Origin of the sequence: Psychrobacillus sp. FSL W7-1493, from assembly GCF_038004905.1 — a bacterium.
GTDB lineage: Bacteria > Bacillota > Bacilli > Bacillales_A > Planococcaceae > Psychrobacillus.
In genome coordinates, this window is sequence record NZ_JBBOSB010000002.1 from 319,640 (window position 1) to 332,245 (window position 12,606).

9 protein-coding genes are annotated in these 12,606 nt (G+C 36.4%); 8 read left to right on the forward strand and 1 reads right to left on the reverse strand.

What is annotated here, in order from left to right; genetic code table 11:
- Window positions 1-67: 67 nt before the first annotated feature.
- From MKX96_RS19100 to MKX96_RS19135, 8 genes are all read left to right on the forward strand, one after another.
- Entirely contained in the window at window positions 68-1,345 is a 1,278-nt protein-coding gene (locus MKX96_RS19100; RefSeq protein ID WP_340886762.1) for an ABC transporter substrate-binding protein, read from the forward strand.
- Between the two features lie 51 nt (window positions 1,346-1,396).
- Window positions 1,397-2,080: a hypothetical protein gene (locus MKX96_RS19105; RefSeq protein WP_340886763.1), complete on the forward strand. Its 684-nt coding sequence runs from the start codon at window positions 1,397-1,399 to the stop codon at window positions 2,078-2,080.
- A 20-nt stretch (window positions 2,081-2,100) separates the two neighbouring features.
- A complete protein-coding gene (locus MKX96_RS19110) occupies window positions 2,101-3,009 on the forward strand; it encodes a carbohydrate ABC transporter permease (RefSeq protein ID WP_340886766.1) in 909 nt (302 codons plus the stop codon).
- The gene (locus MKX96_RS19115; protein ID WP_340886769.1) at window positions 2,999-3,817 is read left to right on the forward strand and encodes a carbohydrate ABC transporter permease; all 819 of its coding nucleotides are present in this window, start codon (window positions 2,999-3,001) and stop codon (window positions 3,815-3,817) included. The genes MKX96_RS19110 and MKX96_RS19115 overlap by 11 nt, the downstream gene beginning before the upstream one ends.
- Window positions 3,818-3,843: 26 nt before the next feature.
- Window positions 3,844-5,505: an alpha-glucuronidase family glycosyl hydrolase gene (locus tag MKX96_RS19120; RefSeq protein WP_340886771.1), complete on the forward strand. Its 1,662-nt coding sequence runs from the start codon at window positions 3,844-3,846 to the stop codon at window positions 5,503-5,505.
- A gap of 17 nt (window positions 5,506-5,522) precedes the next feature.
- Window positions 5,523-7,115 carry an FAD-dependent oxidoreductase gene (locus MKX96_RS19125; RefSeq protein WP_340886773.1) on the forward strand — a complete coding sequence of 531 codons (1,593 nt, stop codon included), beginning with the start codon at window positions 5,523-5,525 and terminating at the stop codon, window positions 7,113-7,115.
- Window positions 7,116-7,134: 19 nt separating this feature from the next.
- A complete protein-coding gene (locus MKX96_RS19130) occupies window positions 7,135-8,094 on the forward strand; it encodes a GNAT family N-acetyltransferase (RefSeq protein WP_340886775.1) in 960 nt (319 codons plus the stop codon).
- Window positions 8,095-8,221: 127 nt separating this feature from the next.
- Window positions 8,222-11,302 carry a hypothetical protein gene (locus MKX96_RS19135; protein ID WP_340886779.1) on the forward strand — a complete coding sequence of 1,027 codons (3,081 nt, stop codon included), beginning with the start codon at window positions 8,222-8,224 and terminating at the stop codon, window positions 11,300-11,302.
- Between the two features lie 128 nt (window positions 11,303-11,430).
- Here the strand turns inward: MKX96_RS19135 and MKX96_RS19140 are convergent, their stop codons facing one another.
- Window positions 11,431-12,528, reverse strand: a complete 1,098-nt coding sequence (locus MKX96_RS19140) for an ABC transporter ATP-binding protein (protein WP_340886781.1) — start codon at window positions 12,526-12,528, stop codon at window positions 11,431-11,433.
- Window positions 12,529-12,606 lie beyond the last annotated feature (78 nt).

A 12,606-nucleotide genomic window follows, 5' to 3' on the forward strand; every position in this document is an offset into this window, starting at 1 on the left:
TTCTTGGGATTAAAGTATTCTTAAACCATTTTATTATTAGTAAAATCTTAAGAAAGGGGGTTATTAAATGAAAAAATTTGGTTGGCTACTCTCGTTAATATTAGTAGTTTGCATTATTAGTGCTTGTAGTGAGGAAGAATCTCAAACTAATAGTAACAAAGATGAAGTGGAATTAAAATTTTCTATTTGGGGAAATGAACAACATGCCGAAATGTATGAGGAATTGTTAACTGGTTTTTATGAGGAAAATCCAAATGTTAAAGTCAAAATCGATCTGATTCCTTTCCCGGATTATCAACAAAAAATGTCGGTTTTAGCAGCTGGTAATGAATTGCCAGATGTAGGTTGGGTTTCTGAGGCGATGGTTTCCCAATTTATAAATAATGATATCTTAAATGATATTTCAGAGTTTCAAGAAGATGAGGAATTTGACATGGAAGATTTTATTCCATCAACATTAGAATTATGGAAACACGATGGAAAGCTCCTAGGATTACCTTTTTCTACACCACCAATGATTCTATATTATAACAAAACAATGTTTGATAATGCCGGTTTGGAAACTCCTAAGGAGTTAGCAATGAAGGGAGAATGGACTTGGGAGCAATTTGAAGAATCAGCAAAAGCGTTATCGAAGGGTGAAGGAAATAATCGTACCTATGGAGCAAGGCTATTTAGAGAGTGGACTAACTTTGCTACATTACCCTCTCACACAATTTCTTATGGAGGGACAATGTTTTCGGAAGATATGAAAGAATTCACTTGGAACTCTCCAGAGGGGATAAAAACTTTTGAATTAATTAATCGTATGATGTTCGAAGATAAATCTCATGTGCCACCCGGCGAGAGTATAGAGTATGAAAGCGGAAAAGTTGGTATGTATTCTGCTATGTATAGCTATATGACAAATGCTAGGCAGATCACAGATTTTGAATGGGATATTGCACCTTTACCTAAAGGACCGAACGGTAGAGCTCCATTATTAGGTCAAGCGGGGATTGTTACTTTTAAAGGAAGTGATCATCCAGAAGAAGCAAAGACTCTGTTAAAGTTTTTAGAAAGCAAAAAAGGTATTCAGGCACAGTCAGCATTTTTTGTGCCAGCAAGAAAAAGTGTACTTGAATCTGACGAATTTGTAGATGTTCCTAATAACCCTCCTAGGGATTCAATTAAGCTAGCAATGATTGATCAAATGAATGAAGGATACACATATCCATTACATGAAGATTGGACAAAAATTGAGAGCGAGATAATAAAAGGGATAGACAAATTGTTTGCTAAGTTAGAATCGCCAAGTGAAATACTTGATGAAATGGAAGAAGATATTACACCGCTTTTAAAATAATCAAAAAGTAACGGAGAATCCGTTACTTTTTTTAAAAAGGAGATGTACGCAATGTATTCAATTATTGACCTGTTTTCACAAAAGGATTTTACAACTATTGTTAGTCTTCCTCAAAATAGAATTGATTTAGCTCATGCAGCTATTGAGGGGGGAGCAGACGCATTAAAGTTTCACATTAACGTTTCTCATAGAGCTAGTGGTAATGAATTCGCAGGAATTGAAGAATACACGGAGACTTTTAAAGAAATTAGAGAATGCTTTAAAGGTCCTATGGGAATTGTACTAGGAGAGGATATCGATAAAATCAATACGATTGAGGCAAGTTTATTAAAGGAAATTGGCTTCAACTACTTCTCCTTATATGCAAAAGATATTAGCTCAAAGTGGATTACACAAAATGATCTAGAACGGACGGTAGCAATAGATTCCAACTTTAGTTTAGATGAAATACAAGTAATGGAATTATTAAATATAGACGCAATCGAATTATCAATTATCAACAAAGAACATTACGGGGAAAAGTTAAATCTTGAAGACTTGATAAAATATAAAAGTTTTAGAGAAAGAACTAGATTGCCGCTCGTTGTACCTACACAAAAGAAAATAGACGAAAAGGATATACCTTTACTTAAGGGAATTGGAATTAATGCTGTAATGCTGGGAGTAGTGTCTATTGGAGATTCAGAAAAATCTATATATGAGAATGTCTCCCGAATTGTAAAAAATACTAAGTAAGATACTGAGGGGGAGATGAAATGCTTAAAAAATTTACTCCTAAAAGAAATTTTAGTGTATCTGGAAGAGAAAATATTGCAGGGTGGTTATTTATCTCTCCTATATTGATTGGATTTTCTATCTTTACATTTGGTCCCTTATTGTATGCATTTTTTATAAGTCTAAATGAGTGGCCTTTACTAGGAGATTCTACTTTTATTGGTGTTGAAAATTATAAAGCTTTAAGTGAAGATCCTACCTTTATAAAATCTTTAGTTAATACATTTTTATTTAGTTTTGGTTTAGTGCCCCTAAATATTATTTTAGCTTTGTTATTGGCATCATTATTAAGAAGGAAATTTCCTTTCATTGGACTATTTAGAACGGCTATATTTGTTCCGGTTGTTACTTCTGTAATTGTTTGGTCTATAGTATGGAAGTATTTGCTAGCACCAGAACAAGGTTTTATTAATCAAACTTTGAGTCTAATAGGTATAGAAGGTCCCTCTTGGCTCTTGTCTCCATCCACAGCATTACCTTCCGTAATAATAGTAAGTGTACTAAAGAATGTAGGATTAAACATGATCCTCTTTTTAACAGCTATGCAACAGGTACCTGAAGAATTATATGAGGCCTCCGACTTAGAGGGGGCAAATAATGCAAAAAAATTTAGTTCCATCACGTTACCTTTAATTTCACCTACCATATTTTTGACTATAATTATTACCACCATAGGGGCTATGAAAGTCTTTGGTCAAGTCTACGTAATGACGCGTGGGGGCCCGGTGGATAGTACTAAAGTATTAGTCTACTACATATGGGAGACGGCCTTTAAACATTTTGATATGGGCTATGCATCAGCGCTAGCATTTGTTTTATTTTTTATTTTACTTATATTTACTATATTATCGTGGGTTATAAGGAAGAGGTGGGTTTTCTATGAAGACTAAGGGTAGTGTATTTCTTAAATATATTATACTTTTAATAATAACTATATTTATGTTAGGTCCCCTTATTTGGATGATTTTCACTTCATTAAAAGAGCCTGCAAGAACCTTTACACAATTTTTTCCCTCACCCATAAGGTGGGAAAATTACTTAGAAGTGTTGAGTAATCTAACCTTTTTAAAACAATATTTTAATAGTATATATATATCTATTATTGTTACAATTTTGGTTTTGTTATTTTCTTCAATGGCAGGTTATGCATTCGCCAGAATAAAATTCAAAGGTAGAAATATTATCTTTCTTTTATTTTTGAGTGTAATGATGATTCCTGCTGAAGTTACAATTATCCCATTATTTATTTTTATGAGAGATTTAAATCTTATCGATACACATGTTCCTCTAATTTTATTACCAACCTTTGGAGTATCCGGAGCTTTTGGAGTATTTCTTATGCGTCAGTTTTTCTTAGCCATCCCCAAGGAGCTTGAAGAAGCAGCAGTAATGGATGGTTGCTCAAAGTTGATGATATATTGGAGAATAATGCTTCCGCTTTCAGTTCCTGCATTGTCAACACTAACTATATTTACTTTTTTAGCAAATTGGGATGAGTTTTTATATCCATTAATATTTATCAATTCTAGAGAACTAATGACTTTACCTGTTGGCCTCTCTCTTTTTACAGATGAATCAGGAACTGCATGGAATCATTTGATGAGTGCTACAACTTTGGCGACAATTCCATTATTAATTGTATTTTTCTTCGCGCAGAAAAAATTTATCGAAGGAATGACTGCTGGAAGTATTAAGTAAATCTAAAAAGAGAAGTGGTGAACTAGATGTTTAGAGTAATATATTTTGAAAAAAATGAGCCAATTCTATTTGCAGTGGAAGAGTTAAAAAGGCTGTTAGAAAAAGCGGGTATCGACAGTTTCTTGCAACTCGTTAAATGCTTTAAAGATAGCGATGATCATCAAATCTTATTAATAACGAGAGAACGATACGAATCTTTACCGATTGATTCCAAACTACCTGTTGTTTTAAGTCTAGACGGCTACAGCATAGTAAAACAAGGCCATAATACATGGATTATTGGTGAGGAACCACGTTCTGTTTTATATGGAATTTATAAGTATTGTGAAATGTATTTAGGCTATAGATGGACTCAGTTGGATCAAGAAGAAATAGTTCTAGCGCCGCTTCAAGAGCAAGGAGAACTTTCTACTTTTAACCCTACTTTTCAAAGAAGAGGAAATATTATTGAAACCATTGATGACTCAACATTTATTAACTCGTTAATAGATTGGGGAGTAAAGAATGGCCATAATGAATATTTTTTTACTTTCTTTTTATGGGAAAAAGTAAAAAGGTATGTAGCTCCGACCTTAAAAAGAAGAGGAGTAAAGGTTACATTAGGTGGTCACTCTCTTCAATTTATATTAAACGAGATAGGTATTCAGAGTGGTAAGCAAGAAAATATTCAATTTTTTACAAGAGACAAGGAGATACAAGAGAAGGTCATTCAAAAAATTGTAGCGATTTGTAAAGAGAATGAGGTAATTTCTAGAATATCCTTGTGGCCAGAGGATGTTGGTATTGGAGAGAAAAACGCCAGTGACTTTATGTCGAGCTACATTTTATTTACTGAAAATTTAAATAAATACTTAAAGAGAAGTGGGCTGCAGGTAGAGGTCGAGCATATAGTTTACAACGCAGGACTTTCGTGGAGCATGCTAGAACGCGAAAAAAACACGAATGTCTCGTCTGAGGCTAATATTCTATTTGCATACTGGGGCAGAAATTATGCAGAAAGTATAGAATCACAAGAGATTAATCAGCAAAGAGCAAGTCATGCATTAAAGGATTGGAACGCCCAAGCCGCACAGAATGGTAGAAACCTAACCGTTTTAGAATATTATAGCGACCATTTCATGCTAAGTGAGCTATTCCCGCCCCTGGCAAGAAGAATTGATGAAGACTTAAGGAGTTATCAGCACCAAAACGTATCGGGAATTTTAAATCTAATCGTCCCACCACATATGAAAGATCACTCTTCCGAATTAGACAAAAGTTACCCATGGAAGTGGGTCCAACACTTTAATAATTATATATATACAAAGCTTGTTTGGGGACAGAGTTTAAGCGAGGCTCTAGAACAATATTTTCAGATCTATACTTCTGATTCGACACAGATTAAAGAAACATTTCTCTTTTTAGAAGAAATAATCTCACCTCACACTAAATGGAACGTACCGTTATTTCCAGCTAGAGTAGTGGATCCAGAAAAGGTTACAGATATGGCAGAGCGACAGGAAGTTGCAGGCTATCTAAAAGAGATAGGTAAGTTTTTTGGACAGTGGGATTTTGAAGAGACAGAAAGGCTGCTGTCTACTCAATTAAAAAATGCTCCACAATATACACCAACCGAATTAGCCAACATATACTTCTATTTTTTAAAAACAGTAGCTGCAAGAACTCTAAAAGAATGGAACAAGAAATAAAAGATGGAGGGAAGAGGATGAATTTTAAAGAACTTTACTATTACAAGCCTACACCCAAAAATATAGACTCTAAAGTTGTAGAGAAGGATTTAATCATATACGGTGCGACTCCAGCTGGCTTAACGGCAGCTGTACAGGCTTGTCGAAACGGATTGACTGTTGCAGTGGTAGAATTTAGCCGAAATATCGGGGGAATGACTGCGAGTGGCTTAGGAGCTACAGACCTTGGTGCTGAAAATGCCATTGGTGGACTTGCTAAGGAGTTTTACGAAGAAGTGGCTAGATACTATAACAAAGAAAAACAATGGAGATTTGAACCAAAAGCTGCTCAATCTATCTTTTCATCCTGGATGAGTGAATATGACATTCCTGTCTTTCTGAATGAGCATCTACATGAGGTTCATAAAGGAGATGTGAAAATAAATGAAATTATTATGGAGAGTGGTAATAGATTTAAAGGGAAAATCTTTATGGATTGTAGCTATGAGGGAGACTTACTTGCTCTAGCGGATGTTTCCTATTTTGTAGGTAGAGAGTCGAATGCCACTTATAAGGAAATCTATAATGGCGTTCAATTTGGTGCACCACATCATAAATTTGAGAAGTGGATTGACCCGTATAAGATAGAGGGTCAGGAGGACAGCGGGCTCTTACCAGGTATAAGTGTGGATAGTAAAGAGTCTCTAGGATACCAGGGACAGGGGGATCATCGGATTCAAGCCTATAACTTTCGAATTTGTTTAACAAACAACCCTAAAAATCGTATTTCTTTTCCAAAACCCCCTAATTATGAACCCCAGCGTTACGAGCTTTTATTGCGCTATATTAAGTCGGGTGTGTGGGATGCTATGAAGCTACATACTCCACTCCCAAACGACAAATCGGATTTAAATAACCACGGTGCAATCTCCACTGATAACATTGGTAAGAATTATGAATGGCCTGATGGTAGCTACGAAAGACGGGAGGAGATTTTTCAGGATCATGTAAATTATGATCTTGGGATGCTCTATTTTTTATCTAATGATGAACGAGTCCCACAGTCAATCCGTGAGGAAGTGGCATCTTGGGGGCTTCCAAAGGACGAATTTATGGAAACAGGACATTGGCCACATCAGCTTTATATTAGAGAAGCAAGAAGAATGATATCAGATTATGTCATGACAGATCATAACTGTCTAGGACAATCCTTTGTCGAAGATCCGATTGGCTTGGCTTCTTTCCATATGGATTCTCATAACTGTCGACGTGTGGTTATTGATGGAAGATGTGTGAATGAGGGGGATGTGCAGGTTCCGATTTCTCCATTTGAGATATCCTATCGTTCCATACGTCCTAAATCAGAGGAATGTGTAAATCTGCTTGTTCCAGTTTGTCTATCCAGCTCTCATATTGCCTTTGGATCTATTCGAATGGAGCCAGTATTCATGATTCTTGGACAATCTGCAAGTGTTGCAGCAAATTTAGCCATCAAACATAATACTTCTGTTCAAGATATAGATTATCAGGAACTTAAAGAAGAACTGATGAAAGTAAATCAGGTGGTTGAATGGAGTAGCGACATGAAAGATGACCCTATTAAACGTATGCAAGAGACATTCGGACAATAGTTGAAAGGAATGATGTGAAATGAAAATATTGCCTTGGGATGCTAGTAGATTAGAGGAAATGGTCGAGCTCTGGAACAAGGAATTGGGCGAAGAATATCCAATGCGTCAAAAACTTTTTAACCAAAATAGTTTGGTAGACAAGAATATTCTAGAGGATGGTTGTGCCATGGCGGTAGATGACCAAAATAACATAATAGGATTTATTATAGCTAAAAAGTGGCAGGAGAAAGTAGATATAAAAATGGATTCTAAAAGGGGGTGGGTTCAGGTTCTGTTGGTTGATAAAAATTACCGGAATAAAGGCGTAGGATCAACGCTTCTTGATCAGGCGGAAGAAACATTGAAAGACCATGGCATAGAGGAGATTCAGTTGGGCGGAGATCCTTTTCATTATTTCTCCGGAGTGCCTCTACAATATGTTGAGACACAACAGTGGGTCGAAAAAAAGGGGTATTTGAAAAGAATAGACACATATGACTTGATTAATCATCTAAGTAAGAGCTATTCCATGCCCGAAGACGATACAGTGTCCTATTCAATCTTACAACCGGAAGAAAAGGAAGAGTTTCTTACCTTTTTAAACAAGTCTTTTCCTGGCAGATGGGAATACGAGGCGATAAAATATTTTGAATCGAATGGAAGTGGAAGAGAGTTTGTAATCCTCAAAAAGAATGGAAGGATCATTGGCTTTTGTCGAATCAATGATGAAGAATCCCCAACTATTGCACAGAATATTTACTGGAGTCCGTCCTTTAAAACTAAGGTTGGAGGGATTGGACCACTTGGAGTAGATTCGAGCGAACAAAAGCAAGGCTATGGATTAGGAATTGTACAGGCAGGGATGGTAATTTTACAGGAACGAACAGTCGAAACCATTATTATTGATTGGACGATATTAGTAGATTTTTATAAAAAACTAAATTTCGATATTTGGAAAGAATATGGGATTTATTTAAAGGATTTAGCAGGTACAAAGTGAAATAGCATTTACAGAAGAAAGAAGTACTCGATTTTAGACTCATTCAAAGTCGACAAACCTCACTACTCATAGCAAAAACTATTCTTAAGACTAGTACTAAAAACTATATAAATAGGAGGAAGAATAAATGAGAGAATTCTTTAAAATTGTATTGATTACAGTCCTTTGTACAAGCGTGGCGTTAGGAAACTTTACGCCATTATCAGTATCTCATGCGGAGGAAGCTTCAACTGAGATACGAAACCCTGGATTTGAAGAAGTAAATAATGACCCCTCTATTATACCAGGATGGTCTATGGAAAATAACAGTAATACTCCAGCAGCTATTACCAACACTATTTCTCACGAGGGGAGTCATAGCTTACATTTTAAAGACGAATCGGACAAAGCAGGTAGTAGGATATTTAGTGACAGAGTATCAGTCACTCCTGGTAAATCCTATACTGCAAAGGTCATGACGAATGTGGTAAAGCAAACCCATAATATTGTGTATGAGGTGTATTATTACGACAAAGACAATAGAAAGCTGACTAACAATGTCAAAACGGAGTTATTTGGAAACTTGCCAAAAAACAATTGGACAGAACTAAAAGTCTTTACTGAGGTTCCCACAAATGCAGCTTATGCAAGGCTTGCCTTCTACTCCGGTGTAATTAGCTTAACAGAGGCTTACTTTGATGACGTTACTTGGGAGCAAGCAGTAGAAGACATTCCATTAGCAAGAGAATATGCTTCTCCAGTCGATTTAGGTGAAATGGTTAACGTGCAGTTAGGACAAGCAGCAGTCATTCAAGAAAATAGCCTCGGAGAAAATGAAGTATATTATCATTCTAATGGACTTCCAGGAACATTTTCTGTTTTAAATGCTGAAACAGGAGAGCTTAAATTCTCTAAAGTAATAGAAGGAACAGAGGCTTTATGGGCAATAACTATCGGTTCCGATCAAAACGTATATTTTGCAGGGACCGGTGATGGTAAGCTTTATCGATATTTACCAGAAGAGAAGAAAGTAGAGGAATTAGGGGTCAATCCATCTGATAACTGGGTATGGGATTTAGAAGGGACGGCTGATGGGAAGATTTATGGTTCTACTTATCCTCACGCAGCTGTATTCGAATATGACATTGAAAGCGGTGCTTTCCGTGATTTTGGTAATGTAAAAGAAGGTCAGCAATATGCGAGAGGAATTGGAGTAAGTGATGACTCTATTTATGTCGGAGTAGGTGCTAAAAAGCATTTGATCAAGATTGATAGATCTACAGGAGAAAAAGAAGAAATAGTAATTGAAGGTCAAACAGGTACAGACGGTATGATCGAAAATATTTTTATCTTAAAAGATAAGCTGTTTGTTTCCGCTGGCTCAGTAACTATGCTAGTGCTAGATAGAGAGACACATGAAGTGATTAATCAGTTTAGTTATAGCAATATGATTTCAGATCCTTCTCCACACAATAACAATTTAATATACTTTAAGTTTGAAAAGAAATTGTATCAGTACGATTTTAGTAAAAATGAAACAAAAGAGATTGAAGGTATTCCTTTATTACCAGACACAGTACGAGTTAAAGATATGGAATGGATAACATTAAGCAATGGAGAGACAGTTCTTGCTATGATTACGCAGTATGGCGAATATATATTATACGAGCCAATAAAAAATGAAATAACGTTTATTGATATGAATATTGCCTCCCAGTCCGTGGAGATTCAGGCGCTAGAAGCTGGACAAGATGGCAAATTATATATGGGTGGCTACCAACGTGGACTAAGTATATACAACCCATTTACGAATGAAAGAGAAGTGAATATACCTTCCTTTGCCCAACCAGAAGGTATCGGCTTTCTAAACAACAAAGTATATTATGGAACTTATGTTGGGGCTATGATGTATAGCTATGATCCAAGCAAGGATATAGATTTAAATAGTAATCCTAAACTTGAATATGATATAACGGACCATCAAGATAGACCATTTACCATTACATCCGGAGATAATAAGCTATTTGTTGGTACGGTACCAGACTATGGTGTATTAGGTGGAGTGCTAGCTATATTTGATGAAGAGACCGGTAAATGGTCACAATATAGAAATGTGGTAGAAGATCAAAGTATCATTGGATTAGCCTATAAGGACGGGAAGTTATATGGTAGTACGTCCATTTGGGGTGGGCTAGGCTTGGACCCAAAAGCAAAAGAGGCTAAGCTATTTGTTTGGGATGTAGCTACTTCACAAAAAATAGCAGAATTTACACCTACTATTCCTGGAATAGACGAAACTCCGAGAATGATTGGAGAACTATCTATTGGGCCAGATGGTAACCTATGGGGCATAGTAGATGGGACGATATTTGCGATAGATCCAGAAACGCTGGAAGTAGTTAAGAACAAAACCATTCATCCAAGCTTATATAATAGCAGTAAGTGGCTACCTTACCGACTAGAATGGGCGCCAGATGGAATGCTCTATACTACACTTTCTCGAAAGTTGGTTGCTATTGATCCAGAAACTTTGTCACATAAAGTTATCGTAGACCGCTTTATAAATAATATGACGGTAGGGATGAACGGAAGCATTTATTACGCACAAGGCAACAAGCTACAAATGATTGCAGTACCCGAAACAGATGCAACGCTAAAATCTATTCTAATTGGTGGAAAAGCTATTTCTAATTTCTCACCAGGAAAGAGCCAATATAGCTTACCGGAACAAGAAAGATCGAGCTTACAAGCTATAGCAAATCAGGCAGAAGCACAGGTAAATATAATTGATGAAGGAAAAGTTTCTACTCTTACAGTGATTGCTCCAGGTGGTAAGTCAAAGAAAGTATATAGTATTCATTGGGAGCAGCAACCAGAGCATCCGGAATATGCAATGGACGTTAATGTAAAATTCGAAGACGAAAAAGGAAAGGAAATTCTAAAGCTAACTAAAGAAAAAATGATTACTGCTGCTATAGAGGTTAAAAATACTAAAAATAAAAATCAAGATATTTTAGTGCTGATGGAGTTACTTGATGAGAAGGGAAAAGTCGTTGATCGAGATCAGAGCTCAAGAACAATCCCGAAAGGTAAGACGATGAAAATGTCGGCAAAGCTTAAGATGCCTAAAAACATTAAGGGGTATCAATTAAAAGTAACTGCGTGGGAAGGAAAGAAGATTAAAGAGAACATGGTGCCGTTATCACAAGAGTTTATCATTAAGGAATAAAATCTGGAAAACATATTCTATAGGTGGGTGAAAAAAGTGCTAAACATAGCACTTTTTTTACTGATATTTTCTACAGCATAGCATTATAAAAGCCCACAACCCTTTAATGGGATGTGGGCAAATTCATTTTAACGAATACGACTTTCTGTTTCCTTATCAAAGAAGTGAGCTTTAGACATATCAAATGTAAGCTGGATGTTTTGTCCTGTTTCTAAAAGAGAATCTGCATTAATTCGAGCAACGTATTGCTGATCTCCTAGAGTGGAGTACACCATGAACTCAGCACCTGTCAATTCACATACGTCTACATGTGCGTTCACAACAGATTCTGGTGTTTTAGTTAAATCCTCTGGGTCAGCAGAAATATGCTCAGGACGAATTCCAAATATAATATCTTTACCGTTGTAGCCTTGCCCATTTAGAAGCGAAGCCTTTTCTGGAGATAATTTAATCTTATTATCACCGGCAACAAAGTAACCGTCTTTTACTTGCCCTTGGAAGAAGTTCATAGCAGGGGACCCTATAAAACCTCCAACGAAAACATTTTCCGGATTTTCATACACATCTTTTGGAGTCCCGACCTGTTGAATAAGACCGTCCTTCATAACTACTAAACGTGAAGCCATTGTCATTGCCTCTGTTTGGTCATGGGTAACGTAAACAGTAGTTGTTTTAAGTCGGTGGTGAAGCTTAATGATTTCAGCACGCATTTGTACACGTAATTTAGCATCTAGATTAGACAATGGTTCATCCATCAAGAATAGCTTAGCATCACGAACGATTGCGCGTCCTAATGCCACACGCTGACGCTGACCACCAGACAAAGCTTTTGGTTTTCTATTCAAAAGTGGCTCCAGACCTAAAATTTCAGCTGCATTTTTTACTCGCTTGTCGATATCAGCCTTAGGGAATTTTCTTAGCTTTAATCCGAAAGCCATATTATCATAGACAGACATATGCGGATAAAGTGCATAGTTTTGGAATACCATTGCGATGTCACGGTCTTTAGGAGCCACATTATTCATAAGCTTACCTTCGATACGAAGCTCGCCTTTAGAGATTTCTTCTAGACCCGCGATCATACGAAGTGTTGTGGATTTACCGCAACCCGATGGACCAACTAAAACGATAAATTCTTTGTCTTGTACATGTAAGTTAAAGTCTGAAACTGCAGTAGAAGTATCATCATATATTTTATAAATATTTTCGAGAACCATTTTTTCCATTGTAAATCCCCCCAAATTGTTTTTCCATACTATAAGTTTAACAATAGAGATTAATGGCTTATATAGATGATATGCACA

Bases quoted from the DNA above. Each gene is read 5' to 3' on its own strand.
- MKX96_RS19100 (WP_340886762.1), top strand. From the start codon at position 68: ATGAAAAAATTTGGTTGGCTACTCTCGTTAATATTAGTAGTTTGCATT.
- MKX96_RS19105 (WP_340886763.1), top strand. From the start codon at position 1,397: ATGTATTCAATTATTGACCTGTTTTCACAAAAGGATTTTACAACTATT.
- MKX96_RS19110 (WP_340886766.1), top strand. From the start codon at position 2,101: ATGCTTAAAAAATTTACTCCTAAAAGAAATTTTAGTGTATCTGGAAGA.
- MKX96_RS19115 (WP_340886769.1), top strand. From the start codon at position 2,999: ATGAAGACTAAGGGTAGTGTATTTCTTAAATATATTATACTTTTAATA.
- MKX96_RS19120 (WP_340886771.1), top strand. From the start codon at position 3,844: ATGTTTAGAGTAATATATTTTGAAAAAAATGAGCCAATTCTATTTGCA.
- MKX96_RS19125 (WP_340886773.1), top strand. From the start codon at position 5,523: ATGAATTTTAAAGAACTTTACTATTACAAGCCTACACCCAAAAATATA.
- MKX96_RS19130 (WP_340886775.1), top strand. From the start codon at position 7,135: ATGAAAATATTGCCTTGGGATGCTAGTAGATTAGAGGAAATGGTCGAG.
- MKX96_RS19135 (WP_340886779.1), top strand. From the start codon at position 8,222: ATGAGAGAATTCTTTAAAATTGTATTGATTACAGTCCTTTGTACAAGC.
- MKX96_RS19140 (WP_340886781.1), bottom strand. From the start codon at position 12,528: ATGGAAAAAATGGTTCTCGAAAATATTTATAAAATATATGATGATACT.